The organism is Legionella nagasakiensis (assembly GCF_900639915.1).
Taxonomy (GTDB): Bacteria; Pseudomonadota; Gammaproteobacteria; order Legionellales; family Legionellaceae; genus Legionella_A; species Legionella_A nagasakiensis.
Map to the genome: position 1 here is coordinate 85,906 of NZ_CAAAID010000012.1, position 16,159 is coordinate 102,064.

Genomic DNA, 16,159 nt, shown 5'->3' on the forward strand with positions numbered 1-16,159 from the left:
TCATCTTCCGCTGGCCATAAAGCCTCTAAATAAACTGCTAAGTTTTCCGTGTTGCCAGGACATGATTCTTTTCTTACCACATGCCAGCATTAATCGATAATGTGCTAAGATTCCATAAACAAACCATAGTTCTTGTGCTATTAAAAAAGCACCTGATATATTTTCTTCGGACTCGAACATCATGTAAGGCTTAAGACCGGCGCTCTTTATCTCCACATAAGTCTTATCCTCTTCTTTTAAGGCATGATGTTTTTTAATTATGTGCAAAAAATTAAGCAGCGAAAAAAAAGGATGGGAAATAACTAGTTCACCTAAATCAATGATAGTGATTGTCTTTGAGGTGTCATCAATAAGTATATTATTGTCATTGCAGTCAGGCTGGACAATGGTTTGTTTTATTGAATATGAAGATAATTTTTCACATAAAGTGTAAATCTTTGGAACCAAAGCCCCTACTTCATCGATTTCTATTTCTGACAATCCATCATCCATCAACAACTTCTTGTCTGAAATTACCTCTCTATACAAGTCAGGAAAGTTTTCTAATCGCCAATCTGGCACACCAACATCCAGAAGAACATCAACGCGCTCTGAAACTGCTATCTGAAGTGATGTAAATTGGTCAATAGCGCTACAAACCAATTCTTTATCAAATTTCTTCTTTAGTATTTCTCTTAAAGATTGACCAGCATCTTTCATTAAAAAACAATTCAATTCGGCGTTTGAAGCTATTATTTTTGGTGTAGAGGCATCAAATTGTTCATGTAAAACTTGAGATATTTTAGCTTCCAAGGCAATTGCCGGTGGCGTTTGTTTTAGATAGACATATCCCTCAGATGTTTTAAACCTGACGACATAAGACCAATGGGTGTGTTGCACCTTTTCTGGTAAATCTGTTTTTAGAGTATACCCAAGCGATGTCAGGACTTTGCAGGCCCATTGAATAGCTTCTTTAAGTATATTATTAGCCTTTTCATCGGTCATAATGTATCTTCCACCACAGTACCTTGATGATATGCAATCTTCCAGGAATCATTTTCAAGCCGCCATATCGTTGAACGCCTTGTGATTCTTGTTCCCTGTATAAGGGTATAAGTTAGCAAGTAATTATGATCAGCGATTTCCTGGCAACAAAAATCTGTTGCTCCCCACTGCTCAGTTTTCCATTCATCAATAGGCTCCTGTTGATATCTTTCAAGCAATGTTTTGATGACATCTTCTCGGCTATACCTTCGTCCTGAAGCACCGATCTCCCAAAAGGATGTAGTCGTCATATTTTCCAATGCTTCACGGGATGTGCCAAACTCTCGCCTGTGAAAAATTGGTTCCCTTTGTTTGAGCTCTTGTAATATATTTTGACAATCAGGCGCTGTTTTAAGAGGTATTGCTGATTGAGCCCCCATTTTTTTTACAATGGTATTAACTATGAACTCTGCTCGTTCATATGGGGGTAGCAATGGAACTTCAATGATATTGTAGCTCAAGTCTTCATAAACCTTCCTGACTTCATCACCAAACAACTTGGCCTGACTGTAAGTCATTTTACGCTCATCATCATTTTCATAAATTTCTTCCCAAGCTGGGAGGAAGAAAACGTGTTTGTCGTATTGATATTGATAAGCAGCTTTGGTTGAAGAATGCGAATCTAAGTCAAATAGTCCTGCATAGCAAATGTTATCAGGAATGCCACGATCATAAATAACGATGCCCTGACGATTTTCCATTTGCTTGAATTGGTAGATTGAGCGAGATAGTAGAAGGTCGGTAAATAATTTTGGATCATGCTCAGGAACACCTCTTCCTTCGATTGCTCTTTGTTCCGCTAAAATTTGCCTGGCCGGTTCATCAACGCAGAGTAATCCAAATTTTCTCAATTCTTTGAGGATTGTTGATTTACCTGCCCCCATAGCACCAGTTAAAATGAAATAGTTGCTCTTACGGCTTTGGCTCATTATCAGCCTCCGTCTTTTTTTCAAAGTGAAGTTTCATACCGATATGACTTTGCACAAATCCAAGGCTCTCATAAAATTTCAGGGCATCTGGTCTGGTGATGTCTGTCGTGAGCTGCACTAAGTGACAGTCATTCTGGCGGGCCTTCTCTATTAAGAATTGAAATAACTTTTTGCCAATACCTTTATTCCGGTATTCTCGATGAACTCTAACACCTTCAATTTGAGCTCGACGTCCACCTTGGTAGGTTAAGTATTGTAAGTAATCTAATTGAGCGACACCAACGACTTTACCTTGATCTTCTACAACAAATATTTCACAGTTATTATTCTTGGAAATGTTATCCCATGCTTTAAGGTAAAGCGCGTTGGGCGGCATGGCACTATCTTCTCTCTGAGCACCAAGCAAGTCATCGGCAAGTAATTGTATAATGGAAGGTAGGTCATCACTGTCCGCCTTGCGGATATCAATTTTAATCATGTTTTTTACCCTATGATGCTTCGCTCAAAGCGTTTATACATTTTTCTCTACAACTCCATAAATCTTCATAGGAAATAGATAAGTCGTTACTGTTGATCCAGTTGCGAATAAAATTTTGATGAAAATTTATTTTATATTCGCCTATTTGTTCAGGGCTTATTGATATTTCTTCCAAAATAATGAGGCTAGTGGGGTCTGTAATTTTGTCTGGAAAAGTGATGTCAAATGATTTGCCTTTACAGCGTAAATAGCAGTGTGCTTCAGGAATGGCACTAACATTGTACTGTTTTAAAATTTGGCTGATTGCCGGTGCATTTGATTCTGTCATTAAAAAAACACCTGCTAACAAATCGAGATCGACACGATTCTCATCTGCCAATGATTTTATAAGAGCATGCTTTGTGCTGCATGTGCCTCTACCTTCCTTTAAAACTAGTCTATAATCCTTGCGAGAAGTATTTCTTCCATAAGGTAAGCTATGAATGTAATTTACCGCCTCATTAAAACTAGAAATTCCCAGGCTCAAAAAGGATTGAGTTATTTGGTGATCGCAATCGAACGAAGTTGAAAATTTTCGCGCTAGAAATTTCTGTTGGCTTAATACTTCAGGCAAAGTTCTATTACTTATCATACGACTCACTTCCCGAAACTAAATTAAAGTCAGTAATGATGTCATTCAAAATTGTATCGCAGTCAGTCCCTGCAATCGGTGCGCATAGTGTTTTCCATAAAACCCAACCGCGCCCTCTGTCCCATGTATCCTTATCAAGCTCTAAAATGTCACGAAATATGTCACGGCTATGTCCTGATAAAAAGGTCCAATAGATGGCTAAATCACAAGCAGGATCCCCTATGGCAAGTTGTCCATAGTCAATAACGGCAACGAGTTCACCTTTATTTACAAGTAAATTGCCAACAGCAACATCACCATGCACCCAGACTGGATCATTTTGCCATGTGGAAGATAGTGCCTTTTCCCAGATAGCTGTTAGTGTATTTGCCAATTGTTCATTATCAATTTGAGCAAGGGCTTTTCTGGTATCAACATCATAAACGCTCAAGTCTCCGCCACGATAAAAATTATCAGGCCCAGCTACTGGCGCGCCTAACGTATCACACTGTTGTAAAGCATTAAGAAATTTTGCCAGGTTTTCAGCAAAAAGATTCTTATCACTGATACGCGAGGCTGTGACAGTTTGCCCTTCTAGCCATTGATAGATTGACCAGTGCCATGGATACTCGTTTGTGGGCTTACCCATAGCGACTGGTTTTGGAATGGCTAGTGGCAATTCAGGCGCCAATTTAGGCAACCAATATTGTTCTTTCTCGACTTGTGTTGCATATGCTGCATTACTCGGAAGCCTAATCGTCATATCGTCGCCAAGGTGAAACGTTCGATTATCCCATCCACTGGATGCAACTGGTTTGATTGTCAAATCAGTCCACTGCGGAAATTGTTTGTTAACTAATCGTTGAACAAGGGGCAAGTCGATTATAACCTCTGCTTTTTTCATCATCTTTGCATCCGACTGGGGGTTTAGGTAAAGATTCCATTTTAATTCAGTTTGTGGTTAGCGGCCAGGAGCCGATATCCTCCTTGTCCAAGTTGCTCTCGATCGAACCTCATGAGTGCTTGATATTTTTATCTTTCGGCTTTAATCCAAAAATTTTCCGTCGCACATGGTTATCAGGTTGGAGTCTTTGCCGCTCCAGCTGATCATGTGCATTATCCTGCAATAGCATTTCACTTCTTCTGGTGAGCTGAACCATATCGAGTTGGGACAAGTTTCGCAAGCTGTTTTGACCTTTGGCTGGCGGGCCTTGTCTAGTGCTGACAGAGTTCGACTGTGATCTGGCACGGATTTTTCTTTCTCCAAAGGCTGCTCCAGCAGCTTCATGGCTTCTTGAAGTTCTTCTTCCATCATTAAATCTGTATCGTCTTGATTGCTCATATTGTTTCTCCAGTTGTGCAGTTAATTTTTGGCGCTGAGATTCCATTTCAGGATCAGCAAAGGTGATTGGGATGTTGTTCTGAACGGTTAATTGAATAATGATCTTTTTGAAAAGAGGCGAGCCATTTACCTGTATATGCCTTCCATATCTCTGCTGTGCCATCTCAATTGCTTTTTTCAGTGTGGCAACAGATCCACCTTTAGAAATGTTGATTTCCCTTCCGTTATTTCTGATGACAGCCTTGCCAACTTTATAAATCTCAGTTCCTTCTTTAGTAATGGAGTCAACTTGCTCAATATCAGCTGATGAAATACCGGGAGATTTGCCAGATAAGGTGTAGCTACTTTGATTTTTTCGGTTACGGTAACGCAATGCTGTTAAAGCATCTTTATCACCTTGCTGAGCTTTGTATTTCAACCAATCAGCCCAAGTATTTTTTTTATGTAAATCAAGCAGATTGTTTCGGTCTTTAGTGTAATTTTGCCGTATTTTTTCAATGTCGTTCAAAAGGGTTTTGCTGATTTGCTTGTATAGATATTTTTTTTGAGTCCTTGGGGTTTTCAATAGTTTCAAAGCAGCACGTTTGATTCTGCCACGCTTTTTGGCCTTATCAATCAATCGGGACTTAGCCTCACGAAGGCTCTTAAGTTTTTCGGAAAGAAGTGTTTTGCCATGCGCTTTTTCGTGGAGGTAACGCACATAAATTTCTTTGCCGATCACTTGTTTGTTGAGTGGTTCATAGCGATAAATATTTTGTCTAATTAGTTGAGTTTTGAAGGGTGAAGGGAGAAATGGACCTAGATGATACTCAAGATTCTTCTTAGAAAATCCTCTTGAAACTGAACTGGCCTTAATACTAAGGCCATCCTTATTACAAAAAACAAATCCATTTGCTTTGACCCGAACTTCCAAATCATGCAGGGCAAGAATTTTATGAAACTCATCCCAATTTTCTGCTGATTCCAAGTTCTCCCAGCAATGGCGTTTCATCCAGTTAATCAAACTCTCGATACCTGAATGTTGTTCCATATCATCGGCAAGATTCTCTGAGCGAGATTTACGTGTTTGGTGGTTGGTTATTTCAAGTCCAAGCTCAATTTCCAATGTTGATGCTACTTCAGCAAAAGCCCTATACGCTCTATACGGTTCAATCATATTAAAGGAGTTTGGATGAATCTTATTAACTGCAACATGTATATGCAGGTTGTCTGTGTCGTGATGAATAGCGCTGATTCTTTGATGTTCTTTGAATCCAATGCTTGATACAACCCGATCCTCAATAGCCTTCAATAATTCTTCAGCAGGATTTTCCCCAGGAGCAAATGATATGAGTAAGTGGTAAGTTTTATCGGCCTTGGCTCGTTGATTTCTTGCCTGTGTTGCTAATACCTCTTGAATGGCCCAGGTGGGGTCAATACTGTTACAGTTTGATATCCTGACTTTGCCGACTCGTTCCTGCTTGTTTTGTTCATCAACAATATATTTCACCAAGCTTGAAAAGCTGCTAAGTTTTGCTGATTTCATGGGTATATGTCGAATAATCATAATTTTTTAACCACCTCAAACATGGCTTCCTGCGTTGTTTGAATACGATCCAGTAATGCTTTTATCATACGGTGATCAAAGTGTGCGACACGCCTATCCTGAGTAAGCCAAAGCTTAAACAGTCCTCCAAGCCTTCCCATGTCTGCATTTATTTTGGATAGCTGAAGAATATACTCCTTATCAATAGCACTTTGGATTGGGTGACCTTGGCCGACACGGCGCAGGTATTCAGCAAGAGAAAGTCCAGCCTGAGCTGCATTCGATTTAATAGATATTTCTTCATTTGGAAGAACGGGAACACGAAGGTGACGACCGTGTTTTCTGGTAGGTGATTTATTTTTATCGCCCATAAGGATGCTGACCTCTTAACAAGTGGTTTGCAATCCTTTAGGTATTAATTGATTGTTTTCTTTTTGATCTCAAAAAGCAAGATACCCGTTGAGCACCAAAGGTGCGAATAAGGCTTGTGAAGATTGATAGCCAGCTTGCTGGTTAGCTAACTTCACCTATCTTGCCCTGCTTTTCTAGATCACTTTTAAGAATCATATCAGGAACTTTTTGGAACTTGCAACGATTTTCAAAGAACTTTTCCGCCCATAGCACCAAAATAATCAAAAATTATTCCTAAAAGTTCTTTTATAAGACTTGAATGGTAATTTTAATATTCCAGTAAATTCTTTAATGGTTCCAAAATATTCTTTTTTTTGTCTTGTTTTAACCTAAATTATGATTTAGTCTTTTTAAATAAAAAAATTGACGCCATAGAAGAATGAAAAAACCACTTTCCGAACGGGTAATCCAAAATCAGTCAGAAAAAAAGAACGGGCGAGTCAATGCCAAGATTCAATTTATCTCACTGAAGGAAGACATTCGAGAAGCCCTGGATAAGGGGTGTTCAATGAAAGCTGTTTGGGAAACTTTATCTGATGAAGGTCAAATTTCATTTGGCTATAAAGCGTTTAGACATTATGTACTTAAGTTAATTAAGTCAGAGCAGGAAAACACCAGGGATGATAAACAGAGCAAAAGTAAAACTACAAATGAAATCAAAGGTTTTACTTTTAATCCAATACCCAACCCGGAGGAACTCTTGTAATGGCAAAAATACATATCACGATGCAGGGCAAAGGTGGTGTCGGCAAATCCTTTGTCTCGTCGACTACTGCTCAGTACAAGCTTAATAAAGCACAATCCCCACTTTGTATTGATACCGATCCCATTAACGCCACTTTTCATGGTTTTAAGTCACTTAATGTAGAACGCTTGAATATTATGGAAGGTGATGAAATAAATCCGCGCCATTTTGATGCTTTAATTGAAAAAATTGCAAATACGCAAGATGACGTGATTATCGATAATGGTGCCAGCACCTTTGTGCCTTTATCGCATTATCTCATCACCAACCAAGTACCCATTTTGTTAAAAGATATGGGACATGAGCTGATCATTCATACCGTTATCACTGGCGGTCAAGCGCTGCTGGATACAATAAACGGCTTTGCTCAGTTGGTAAATCAATTTCCAGAAGATGTTCGTTATGTTGTTTGGTTAAATCCTTATTGGGGAAAAATTGAAAGTGAAGGGAAGCCTTTTGAGCAATTAAGGGTATACAAAGAAACAAAAGACCGAATCGCGGCAATAATCAATATCCCTGATTTAAAAAAAGAAACGTTCGGCCTGGATCTATCACACATGCTTCAACAAAAAATCACCTTTAATGAAGCAATCGACTCCCCTCAGCGTAATATTATGACTAGACAGCGATTAAAGCTGATACGAGATCAACTGTTTAGCCAGATTGATAATGCCATGGTGATCTAATGTCAGATAAAATTAATCAAATCATTCAAGACATTGCGGTCAAACATGGTGTGGTTTTGGGTAAAGATGATCCGATCCTAATCCTTCAGACCATGAACGACAGGCTACTTGAAGAAAATCGAAAAGCCCAACAGGAAATGCTTGTCCAGTTCAAAGAGGAAATGGAAAACATTTCCTCTCAGTGGAAAGATGATGCCAAGGGAAAAGCGGAGAAGGTACTTAATGCCGCATTGTCTAGCAGTAAAGACGCTATGGCTAAGTTGCTTCAGGAATCTACCAGCGAGTCCGTTCAGGCTATAAAAATGATGATATCAAGTTCGCTGGTTGAGGCTCATAATTTACTGAAGCAATCACGGAAAATAAGTGTGTTTGCTAGAGTATGTTTGTCTATAATACTAAGTGGGTTTTTATTATTTAAATTTATATTTCTGTAATATATGAAATTAATTAAATCAGGGTGCAATAATGACTAAAAAAAAGGGGCAGCATATCGTTAAAAACCCCAGTGGTGGTTGGGCTGTAAAAAAAGGGGGTTCTTCAAAAGCAACTAAAGTATTCGAAACACAGAAAGAAGCTGTCGAGCAAGGCAAACAAATTGCTAAAAATCAAAAAACCGAGCTATATATACATGGAAAAGATGGAAAAATCCAAGATAAGCGCAGTTATGGGAAAGATCCATGCCCTCCAAAAGATAAAAAATAGTGGTCTATTTATATGCCAAATGAATATAGTAAAAATATTTTCATTAATTGTCCCTTTGATGATGATTTTAGAGAAATTTTTTTAGGGATATTGTTCACTGCGATATATCTCTCATACACCCCACGATTAGCTCTTGAAAGCGCCGATTCAGGACAAACGCGAATAAATAAAATTGTAAATCTCATTAAAGAATCAAAATTTGGCATCCATGATTTATCAAGAATGGTATCTGCTAAATCAGGTGAGTTTTATAGAATGAATATGCCCTTTGAGCTGGGGATTGATTATGCTTGTCAAAATATATACAGAGAAGAATTTCCAGATAAAAAAATTCTTATCTTAGATAGTGAGCGACACCGATTCCACAAAGCCATTTCTGATTTATCTGGATGCGATATAAAAAAACATGATAATGAAGTAAGTGCAGCTATAAATGCTGTGAGAGATTGGCTGGTAGTTGAGGATTTAGGAAGGGCCGCAAGCGGAAACAAAATATGGCTTAATTATAATGATTTTCAAGCTTACTTATATGAAGAAGTAGTTGTTACTGACGGACATCTTTCAGTTGATGATGTTCAAATACCTGAAGTTAAGCTCCACATGGAAAATTGGTGTACACAAAACCCATGATTTTTTGAGGTTTTAATTATAGATTATTCTCTTAATTGCTTAGCTTTAATAAATAAATCATTGCACTTCTCTTCCATCACTCCACCAATTAAGTGACAGCTGTAAAAATCAGGTGTTTTAGAAAGAACTTCCTCAGCCCCAACCTGAATTTGCCGACCAAACAAATCATGCAAAAATGCAATCGATGATCCATAAACTACCTTCGGAATCATCGCCCAGTAAATAGCAGCAGCACACATAGGGCAAGGCTCAGCCGTTGTATAAAGGCTTAATTTGCTGACATCACCATCAAAACCATTATTAAAAAGGGAATGAATAACCGACAACTCACCATGCATCAGTGGATGATGGTGGGCGCTGTTGACCGATTTTAAAAGTACTTCTTTATCATCATAAACAATAATTGCACCATAAGGAGCAATGGGGTTTTCGGCTGCCACTTCTATTGTGGTCGCCATAAAATCATAAATATGTTTATCCATCGTTATTTCTCTTAGATTTATAATAGTTTTCATCAAATTTATTTGCACTGATCTTGTAATTGGTATCAATTCTAAATGGATTTAAGTTCGATAGCTCATCATAAATATCCACTTTCTCTTTCACCTTGAGGAAATAGATCAATAAAATCGATACTGGTGCTAGTACAATTTCATAAGATATCTTATAAGCATCCTCAAATAAGATAACGTTTGCCAGTTTATCAGCTGGCACAATCCCATAGAACGCCACCAAAGAAAAAAGACTGACATCAATTATGATTCCAAAAGCCGAGGACGTTGCTATTCTAGTCCAAACTGTGGTGATGAATTCTTTTTTTAACGAAATGCCCCGCCTTCGCTGTCTCGATTTTATAATTGAAATCACGGTCGAATTAATCGTCATCCCAAGAAAAAACGCAGTTGCCGAAGCTACAAACATTCGCGCTTGATTATGCAAAATTAATTTAAACGAACCATCCCCACCCATAGCCAAAAGATTGGTGATCCAGACGTCAAACACAAAGAGTAAATTACAAAAAATAACAAAAAGAACCATTTGCTTGGTGCGTTCAATACCATAAACATCCGTCATCATATCCGCAGCCAAATATGCTAAAGAAAATACAATGCCGCCCACATTAATAGTTAAAAAGCCAATGGAGATGAATTTAGCTGCCATGGTTTTGGATGCGATAAAAAATACGATGCTGGAGCAAAAAAGGATGTGGTGGTACTTGAAAATATTACCGTTCCTGTTAGCCACAGTCTGTGGCAGATGAAACTTAAGTAACTGCCTATTGGCATCCCCCAGACTTTCTGTCTTTTCAATCTTCGTAATAATGTTCCGCAAAACAGGAGAAAAAATGCTGAAAAAGCAGTAAATCAATAATGGGATGATAAGCTGAGAATCTTCATGAGCTTTGTTAGGATTAAGCCATAACATATTCAACAGAGAAAATATCACCAAAGAGGCTAAAAACATGTAGCGAGCTTTCTTTTCGCTTGTGGGGCTGATCACTCGAATCGGTAGAAGGATACTACCCCATAAAAACACTGAGCTTTCGATGATGTAAAAAAACTCTCTACCAAGTACCTGCGTATATGTATCCTGCATTTGCCAGAATGAAGATGCTGGTAACCAGATAGCAAATTTTAAAAACAAAATGTAAATGGCATGGAATAGTATTACCAAATAAGTTGCATGCCGCAAATAGGCAAAACCATAGACGTTGTAAATCAATTGAAAAACAAAAAATACAATTGGCCACCACAGAAATTCGGATGCTGTTGGTATGCCAAATAGATTGATAACCTGTGCTTCCGCTGGAACGGTAATTAAAGAAAAAAAGACAGCAAAGCCAATCAGAGTATGGAATAACTTAAATTGAAGCGGTGTTTTTGATTTACCGGTAAGCGGGTTACTCATCAACAAACACTCGCTTTAAGCCAACAACACATTTAGTTTTTAAGCTTGGTTTCTTTTTTTCCATAATAGCAAGCTGTTCTGAATGGGCGCCAAATTGCTGCCCTATATCGAAAACGATGCGCGGATCAATGAGGTAAATCATATCCGACTTAACAAACTTAGCGACAGGCATCTCTTGATTAACGCGTTTTGGCAATGTGAAAAGCAACAGATAATTCATTGGTATCTGGGTGAGTAAATATTCTATCAATGCGGATAAGATATGGCTCTCTGACTTGACCAGTGAAACGTACAATTATTTGCTGATAGACAAAACGTAGCAACTTGCTTTTTGGTTTCCATTTTTCCATAGTTACAACCTGACAACTTACTTCTTAGAACGCAATTTTTGGTGTACCTCAAGGATTACACCCGTAATAGTGTAAAAATTTCCATCATAAATTTCTACTGGGAGCTTGGGATTGATGGGATACAAATAGATCTGACTTCCTTCAATAACGTATTTTTTAATTGAGCAATGAGATGAACCATCCTTTTTCTTTACAACTATGTAGGAGCGATCATCAGGAGGAATATCCGGGTTTATAATGAGTAGTGAGTTTTTCGGAAAAGTTGGCTCATACAGATCGGTATCAATTGCAAGAGCATAATATTCACCGTCAACATCATTCTCTGCCCACCGATACCATTCTTTTGGCCTATTAGACTCTCCTGCCGTGCTAAATTCAAAAACCGGCAATGGCCTTGTGCTTTCCAGCTCAGCTTCACCTTGGCGAACAATGGGTTCCAGGCCCAGAAGTTGTTCTATGGTGATATCAAAATAGTTTGCAATTTGAATCAATGTGCTGGCTTTTGGATCGGTCACATCACCATTTAAGATACGGGTAATTTTATTGGTTGGGATCCCCAATTGCCGCGCGAGAGCAGCGGGGGAGAGTTTTTTATCTCGCCCGATCAATTCGGTAAGTGTCTGTGCCAATAGTAAATGGCTCGATTCATTCAAAAAAGTAGTAGACATGCCTTGACTTAGTTACATTTATGTAATAGGTTACATCTATGTAACTCAATTACATTGATGTAAAAGTAAATATTAACATAACTTACAAAAATATCAGTAGGTTATTTGTAGTTTGATGGGAGTTAAGGAGTGCCGAACCATGGAACATCATACAAAGCTGATCATCTACAAAGGAATGATTCAGTATATCTTAGATTCAACCCACTATACCCTAAAGCATATTGCACAGTTATCAAGTGCGTCTCTTGATAGCATTCGTGCAATCCATTGTCATGATCTTTTGCCAATCAGCTTCAAATCAGAAGTACAACTACTAAAGCTTTATCAGATTGTGCTTGAGGTGAATATGAACCAGAAAAACTGCTCTATTGCTGGGTAGAATTTTTTCATAAAAAAGAAGGAAGTTTAATTATGAAATGGGTAAAACTCAAAAAATATTGCCAAGAATCTGGCGACACATCCGATGCAGTACACGCCAAACGCAAACGCGGCATGTGGCTTGATGGTGTACAATGTAAAATAGGACCAGATGGCAATATATGGATCAATTTAGTTGAGGTTGAGAAATGGGTGGAAAACGGAAACAAGGCAACGAATTGCAGCCTGCGCGCGGGGTAAGTATTCGTGAGTGGGGAACAGGGCAGGCCATTCGGATTATATTCAGCTTTCGTGGAGTTCAATGTCGGGAAACATTAAAGCTTGAACCCACGAAAGCTAATTTAAAATATGCTGAGCGGCTGCGGGGCGAAATCATTAATGCCATTGCTTTGGGTACTTTTAATTATGCCGATTATTTTCCAGACTCCAAACGCGCTCGACTATTCGGCCATGTAATCATCAAAGCAACAACCGGTGAGCTGTTGAAAGACTATATGGATATCGCTGAAAAAACTTTAGAAGCAAGTACCTATAATGGGTATAGGAAGGTTTGTGAGGCACATTTATATCCCACCTTTGGAAAAATACCGATCCGCGATCTATCCCCAGTCATTATCCGTAACTGGGTAACTGAATTGAACCTGACCGTCAAAACGATACGTAATATTATAACGCCTCTGCGAAATATGCTGGATCAGGCTTTGAATGACGGCATCATTGAGCGAAACCCTCTGGATAGACTAGTTCTTTCAAAACTGATCAATAAAAAGACCAGCCAAAGCAATTGGGAAGTTGATCCATTTGATCAAGAAGAAATTAAAGCCATCTTGAATACAGCCACAGGACAAGCAAGAAATTTATTTCAATTTGCCTTTTTTGCTGGTCTTCGCACGTCAGAACTTATTGCTCTAGAATGGGAGGATATTGACTGGCTAAAAGGCTTAGTTCGTGTTTCTCGTGCGGTGGTCTTAAAACAGGAAAAAGGAACAAAAACAAAATCGGGTGTTCGTGATGTTTTATTGCTTCCTCCTGCATTAGAAGCTTTAAAAAATCAAAAAGCGTTTACTTATCTTGAAGGTAAGCGAGTCTTTTATAATCCCCGCACCAATACTCCATGGGAAACCGATGGTCAGATTCGTAAAACCTGTTGGGCACATATTTTGAAAAAGGCGGGGGTTCGATATCGTAACCCGTATCAAACCCGTCACACTTATGCCTCGATGATGCTTTCAGCGGGGGAAAACCCTTTGTGGGTTGCAACCCAGATGGGTCATCGAGATACAGAAATGATCATCAAACATTATGGGCGTTGGATTCCAGATAAATCAACTGTGGCAGGGTATCAGCCAGTCACCGATTGGTCAAAAACGTTAATAGTGAATAGCAACACCTAATATTTGTTTTTATCTCCGATAACTACTAATATATATATATTATTGGAGATTAAAACAAATGACAGTAGAGCAGTTTTTTTATGACCATCCGGTATTTCGATATGAGGAATTTGCTCTATTCAAGTCAGAACACGGAGCAATTAAGTCTACTTCGGTGAATACGGCCTTAACATATTATGCCAAATCTGGCCGTATTAAGCCTATTCGCCGCAAATTATATGCGGTTGTACCACCAAATCAATCGGTAGATAGTGTATCGGTTGATCCTTACCTTGTGGCAGGCAAAGCGACACAAGATGCTGTTATCGGTTACCATTCTGCTTTGGAATTATTAGGTGTGGCCTATTCTAGCTTTGGCCAGTTAACATATGTCACAGAACAGAAAAGCAAGCCTTTTGAGTTTGTTGGTCATTGGTATCAGTCTGTCGCAGTGCCAAAAGCGTTGCAACAGAAGCAAGCAACTGATATTTGTGTTGTCACTATAAACAGGCAAGGCGTGGATATTCGGGTAACCAATCCAGCTCGAACCTTTGTTGATGTTCTCGATCGAGTTGAGCTTTGTGGTGGCTGGGAAGAGGTATTTCGCTCGATAAGTAGTCTTGCTGTATTGAATATTGATCAGGTCATTGATTACTGCTTAATGCTTAATAATTCTCGATTAAATGCAAAAGTGGGGTATTTTTTAAGTCAACGCCAAGATGCTTTTGCTGTTACAGAACAGCAGCTATCCCCCTTGCTTGCGGGAAAACCCAAAGTTGCTCAATATATCCCGGGAGCAGCCACAGAGCAATTTCAACTGGTTAAACCTTGGAATATCTACTTGCCCTTATCTGTAATCAATCAATCATGGGAAGAACCTGATGCTGAATTCTAAAGAACAACTCATGAGTCAGGCGCGAGCTGACGGCTATAAACCAGAAATTTTAGAAAAAGTGTATCGACTGCTTGATGTATTTCAACAAATCATGTCGATTCCATATCTCAAGGAACGCTTGGTTTTAAAAGGAGGCACAGCACTCAATCTTTTTTGTTTTGAACGTCTACCAAGACTTTCTGTTGATATTGACCTCAATTACATTGGCGCACTTGATCGAGAAAAGATGCTTGAAGAAAAACCAATGATCATGGATGCAATTCAGCAAATTATGTTACAAAACCAATTTGAACGGCATCGTGCTCCGATGATGCATGCTGGCGGTAAAATGGTGTGGTTTTATCCCAGCCTATTGGGGCAGCGCGGTTCTCTTGAAATTGATATCAATTTTATGTATCGCCAACCATTATTTCCTGTTCTATTAAAGTCACCCAATATCCAAGAATACAAACAGTTGCAAGGCCCTGTGCTGGATATTCATGAACTGGCCGCTGGAAAATTATCTGCGCTATTTGATCGCAGCGCGAGTCGTGATTGGTTTGATGCACATTATTTATTGACGCAAATGCCGCTAGACAAGCCTAAATTGAAACTGGCCTTTGTGACTTACTTAGCCATGACCAAAATCGATTTATCGCATATGGTGCCTGAAAAGATAGATTTTGATTTAACGGATTTGCGCAATCGACTTGTTCCCGTCATGCACCAGATGTCTGTTTCAAGAAACACTCGTGAATTAAAGGAGTGGGCTGTTACAAGAATTGAAGAGCTTCGAGAACGATTAGCTGATCTATTGCCTCTTAATGCAAATGAAAAACTGTTTATTACCAAAATAAGAAATGAAGGTATTGTATCCCCTGAGTTAATAACCGATGACAGTGAATTGGCGAAAAAAATGGTATCTCACCCAGCTATAAATTGGGTTATCAAGCAACGTTAAAGATTAATTAAAAAAACATAGCAATTGTAAGAGATTCAGTTCGATTCCCATATACGGAATCGAACTGAATAAGAACACAATTATCAACAAAAAACTACCCAAAATCTGCCCAAAAATATTGGGCACTAAATAAGGTATAGTAATATCAATAATTTACAAAAATTTGTCGCGGGTTCAATTCCCGCCGCCTCCACCATATAACTTGTTGATTTATGGCTCTTTCCCATTTAAGGGGGCAGCTATTAATCGGCTCTTTCCCATTTAAGGGGGCAGCTATTAATCACCCGCAGAGCACCTTAACACGCACTCTATAATTTTCAAAATTTCTAAACCCATAAGCGGCTCTTTCCCATTTAAGGGGGCAGCTATTAATCACCCGCAGAGCACCTTAACACGCACTCTATAATTTTCAAAATTTCTAAACCCATAAGCTCTTCGCTGAATGAGTTTCATTTTGCGATGAAACCCTTCTGTGATTCCATTTGATTTACTAAACCGCCACATTCTGGCGACTTCATCTTTCCAAGCTCCCAGTGTCTTACCCAGTGAAGCTAAGGCTTTAAAAG

At 38.9% G+C, this 16,159-nt stretch carries 22 protein-coding genes; 10 read left to right on the forward strand and 12 right to left on the reverse strand.

Annotation, left to right across the window (positions count from 1 at the left end):
• The 7 genes from E1O52_RS10270 to traJ all read right to left on the reverse strand — a co-directional run bounded on the left by E1O52_RS10270 (window position 1) and on the right by traJ (window position 6,278).
• On the reverse strand, window positions 1–984 hold the full coding sequence (locus E1O52_RS10270) for an aminoglycoside phosphotransferase family protein (protein ID WP_133128622.1): 984 nt from the start codon (window positions 982–984) through the stop codon (window positions 1–3).
• Complete coding sequence (locus E1O52_RS10275) at window positions 981–1,952, reverse strand: AAA family ATPase (RefSeq protein ID WP_133128623.1); 972 nt, start codon at window positions 1,950–1,952, stop codon at window positions 981–983. The genes E1O52_RS10270 and E1O52_RS10275 overlap by 4 nt, the downstream gene beginning before the upstream one ends.
• On the reverse strand, window positions 1,936–2,430 hold the full coding sequence (locus E1O52_RS10280) for a GNAT family N-acetyltransferase (RefSeq protein WP_133128624.1): 495 nt from the start codon (window positions 2,428–2,430) through the stop codon (window positions 1,936–1,938). Before E1O52_RS10280 ends, E1O52_RS10275 begins: the two co-directional genes overlap by 17 nt.
• Window positions 2,431–2,440: 10 nt before the next feature.
• On the reverse strand, window positions 2,441–3,061 hold the full coding sequence (locus E1O52_RS10285) for a hypothetical protein (protein ID WP_133128625.1): 621 nt from the start codon (window positions 3,059–3,061) through the stop codon (window positions 2,441–2,443).
• Entirely contained in the window at window positions 3,051–3,947 is an 897-nt protein-coding gene (locus E1O52_RS10290; protein ID WP_133128626.1) for an aminoglycoside phosphotransferase family protein, read from the reverse strand. Before E1O52_RS10290 ends, E1O52_RS10285 begins: the two co-directional genes overlap by 11 nt.
• Window positions 3,948–4,053: 106 nt before the next feature.
• Window positions 4,054–5,928 (reverse strand): TraI/MobA(P) family conjugative relaxase, encoded by a 1,875-nt coding sequence (gene traI, locus E1O52_RS10295; protein ID WP_133128627.1) that lies wholly within the window; start codon window positions 5,926–5,928, stop codon window positions 4,054–4,056.
• The gene (gene traJ / locus E1O52_RS10300; protein ID WP_133128628.1) at window positions 5,925–6,278 is read right to left on the reverse strand and encodes a conjugal transfer transcriptional regulator TraJ; all 354 of its coding nucleotides are present in this window, start codon (window positions 6,276–6,278) and stop codon (window positions 5,925–5,927) included. The genes traI and traJ overlap by 4 nt, the downstream gene beginning before the upstream one ends.
• A gap of 419 nt (window positions 6,279–6,697) precedes the next feature.
• Here traJ and E1O52_RS10305 point away from each other — a divergent pair, with 419 nt between their 5' ends.
• The 5 genes from E1O52_RS10305 to E1O52_RS10325 are packed head-to-tail and all read left to right on the forward strand — an operon-like array spanning window position 6,698 to window position 9,081.
• Window positions 6,698–7,024, forward strand: coding sequence for a TraK family protein (locus tag E1O52_RS10305; protein WP_133128629.1), 327 nt, complete (start codon window positions 6,698–6,700; stop codon window positions 7,022–7,024).
• Window positions 7,024–7,749 (forward strand): P-loop NTPase family protein, encoded by a 726-nt coding sequence (locus E1O52_RS10310; RefSeq protein ID WP_133128630.1) that lies wholly within the window; start codon window positions 7,024–7,026, stop codon window positions 7,747–7,749. The genes E1O52_RS10305 and E1O52_RS10310 overlap by 1 nt, the downstream gene beginning before the upstream one ends.
• On the forward strand, window positions 7,749–8,183 hold the full coding sequence (locus E1O52_RS10315; protein ID WP_133128631.1) for a conjugal transfer protein TraM: 435 nt from the start codon (window positions 7,749–7,751) through the stop codon (window positions 8,181–8,183). The genes E1O52_RS10310 and E1O52_RS10315 overlap by 1 nt, the downstream gene beginning before the upstream one ends.
• Window positions 8,184–8,214: 31 nt before the next feature.
• Entirely contained in the window at window positions 8,215–8,451 is a 237-nt protein-coding gene (locus E1O52_RS10320; RefSeq protein WP_133128632.1) for a DUF2188 domain-containing protein, read from the forward strand.
• 12 nt (window positions 8,452–8,463) lie between these two features.
• A complete protein-coding gene (locus tag E1O52_RS10325; RefSeq protein WP_133128633.1) occupies window positions 8,464–9,081 on the forward strand; it encodes a hypothetical protein in 618 nt (205 codons plus the stop codon).
• A gap of 23 nt (window positions 9,082–9,104) precedes the next feature.
• Here the strand turns inward: E1O52_RS10325 and E1O52_RS10330 are convergent, their stop codons facing one another.
• The 4 genes from E1O52_RS10330 to E1O52_RS10345 all read right to left on the reverse strand — a co-directional run bounded on the left by E1O52_RS10330 (window position 9,105) and on the right by E1O52_RS10345 (window position 12,007).
• The gene (locus E1O52_RS10330; protein ID WP_133128634.1) at window positions 9,105–9,563 is read right to left on the reverse strand and encodes a nucleoside deaminase; all 459 of its coding nucleotides are present in this window, start codon (window positions 9,561–9,563) and stop codon (window positions 9,105–9,107) included.
• Window positions 9,556–10,755 (reverse strand): VUT family protein, encoded by a 1,200-nt coding sequence (locus E1O52_RS10335; RefSeq protein WP_242602228.1) that lies wholly within the window; start codon window positions 10,753–10,755, stop codon window positions 9,556–9,558. Before E1O52_RS10335 ends, E1O52_RS10330 begins: the two co-directional genes overlap by 8 nt.
• A gap of 226 nt (window positions 10,756–10,981) precedes the next feature.
• Complete coding sequence (locus E1O52_RS13370) at window positions 10,982–11,209, reverse strand: hypothetical protein (RefSeq protein WP_242602229.1); 228 nt, start codon at window positions 11,207–11,209, stop codon at window positions 10,982–10,984.
• Window positions 11,210–11,356: 147 nt separating this feature from the next.
• The gene (locus E1O52_RS10345; protein WP_133128636.1) at window positions 11,357–12,007 is read right to left on the reverse strand and encodes a helix-turn-helix domain-containing protein; all 651 of its coding nucleotides are present in this window, start codon (window positions 12,005–12,007) and stop codon (window positions 11,357–11,359) included.
• Window positions 12,008–12,146: 139 nt separating this feature from the next.
• Between E1O52_RS10345 and E1O52_RS10350 the strand changes: the two genes are divergently transcribed.
• Genes E1O52_RS10350 through E1O52_RS10370 form a run of 5 tightly spaced genes read left to right on the forward strand, consistent with a single transcriptional unit; the run spans window position 12,147 to window position 15,593 of the window.
• The gene (locus E1O52_RS10350; protein ID WP_133128637.1) at window positions 12,147–12,386 is read left to right on the forward strand and encodes a hypothetical protein; all 240 of its coding nucleotides are present in this window, start codon (window positions 12,147–12,149) and stop codon (window positions 12,384–12,386) included.
• A gap of 32 nt (window positions 12,387–12,418) precedes the next feature.
• A complete protein-coding gene (locus E1O52_RS10355; RefSeq protein WP_133128638.1) occupies window positions 12,419–12,625 on the forward strand; it encodes an excisionase in 207 nt (68 codons plus the stop codon).
• Window positions 12,574–13,779, forward strand: a complete 1,206-nt coding sequence (locus E1O52_RS10360) for a site-specific integrase (RefSeq protein WP_133128639.1) — start codon at window positions 12,574–12,576, stop codon at window positions 13,777–13,779. Before E1O52_RS10355 ends, E1O52_RS10360 begins: the two co-directional genes overlap by 52 nt.
• A gap of 58 nt (window positions 13,780–13,837) precedes the next feature.
• A complete protein-coding gene (locus E1O52_RS10365) occupies window positions 13,838–14,653 on the forward strand; it encodes a type IV toxin-antitoxin system AbiEi family antitoxin domain-containing protein (protein ID WP_133128640.1) in 816 nt (271 codons plus the stop codon).
• Entirely contained in the window at window positions 14,640–15,593 is a 954-nt protein-coding gene (locus E1O52_RS10370; protein ID WP_133128641.1) for a nucleotidyl transferase AbiEii/AbiGii toxin family protein, read from the forward strand. Before E1O52_RS10365 ends, E1O52_RS10370 begins: the two co-directional genes overlap by 14 nt.
• Window positions 15,594–15,965: 372 nt before the next feature.
• On the opposite strand, the gene E1O52_RS10375 is transcribed toward E1O52_RS10370, so the two are convergent.
• Window positions 15,966–16,159: transposase (locus E1O52_RS10375; RefSeq protein ID WP_165474655.1), on the reverse strand; the 194-nt coding region annotated here is incomplete at its 5' end.

Coding starts and splice junctions, on each gene's coding strand:
- E1O52_RS10310 (WP_133128630.1), top strand. CDS start 7,024: ATGGCAAAAATACATATCACGATGCAGGGCAAAGGTGGTGTCGGCAAA.
- traI (WP_133128627.1), bottom strand. CDS start 5,928: ATGATTATTCGACATATACCCATGAAATCAGCAAAACTTAGCAGCTTT.
- E1O52_RS10370 (WP_133128641.1), top strand. CDS start 14,640: ATGCTGAATTCTAAAGAACAACTCATGAGTCAGGCGCGAGCTGACGGC.
- E1O52_RS10290 (WP_133128626.1), bottom strand. CDS start 3,947: ATGATGAAAAAAGCAGAGGTTATAATCGACTTGCCCCTTGTTCAACGA.
- E1O52_RS10360 (WP_133128639.1), top strand. CDS start 12,574: ATGGGTGGAAAACGGAAACAAGGCAACGAATTGCAGCCTGCGCGCGGG.
- traJ (WP_133128628.1), bottom strand. CDS start 6,278: ATGGGCGATAAAAATAAATCACCTACCAGAAAACACGGTCGTCACCTT.
- E1O52_RS10280 (WP_133128624.1), bottom strand. CDS start 2,430: ATGATTAAAATTGATATCCGCAAGGCGGACAGTGATGACCTACCTTCC.
- E1O52_RS10305 (WP_133128629.1), top strand. CDS start 6,698: ATGAAAAAACCACTTTCCGAACGGGTAATCCAAAATCAGTCAGAAAAA.
- E1O52_RS10315 (WP_133128631.1), top strand. CDS start 7,749: ATGTCAGATAAAATTAATCAAATCATTCAAGACATTGCGGTCAAACAT.
- E1O52_RS10350 (WP_133128637.1), top strand. CDS start 12,147: ATGGAACATCATACAAAGCTGATCATCTACAAAGGAATGATTCAGTAT.
- E1O52_RS10355 (WP_133128638.1), top strand. CDS start 12,419: ATGAAATGGGTAAAACTCAAAAAATATTGCCAAGAATCTGGCGACACA.
- E1O52_RS13370 (WP_242602229.1), bottom strand. CDS start 11,209: ATGAATTATCTGTTGCTTTTCACATTGCCAAAACGCGTTAATCAAGAG.
- E1O52_RS10325 (WP_133128633.1), top strand. CDS start 8,464: ATGCCAAATGAATATAGTAAAAATATTTTCATTAATTGTCCCTTTGAT.
- E1O52_RS10365 (WP_133128640.1), top strand. CDS start 13,838: ATGACAGTAGAGCAGTTTTTTTATGACCATCCGGTATTTCGATATGAG.
- E1O52_RS10270 (WP_133128622.1), bottom strand. CDS start 984: ATGACCGATGAAAAGGCTAATAATATACTTAAAGAAGCTATTCAATGG.
- E1O52_RS10345 (WP_133128636.1), bottom strand. CDS start 12,007: ATGTCTACTACTTTTTTGAATGAATCGAGCCATTTACTATTGGCACAG.
- E1O52_RS10320 (WP_133128632.1), top strand. CDS start 8,215: ATGACTAAAAAAAAGGGGCAGCATATCGTTAAAAACCCCAGTGGTGGT.
- E1O52_RS10330 (WP_133128634.1), bottom strand. CDS start 9,563: ATGGATAAACATATTTATGATTTTATGGCGACCACAATAGAAGTGGCA.
- E1O52_RS10285 (WP_133128625.1), bottom strand. CDS start 3,061: ATGATAAGTAATAGAACTTTGCCTGAAGTATTAAGCCAACAGAAATTT.
- E1O52_RS10275 (WP_133128623.1), bottom strand. CDS start 1,952: ATGAGCCAAAGCCGTAAGAGCAACTATTTCATTTTAACTGGTGCTATG.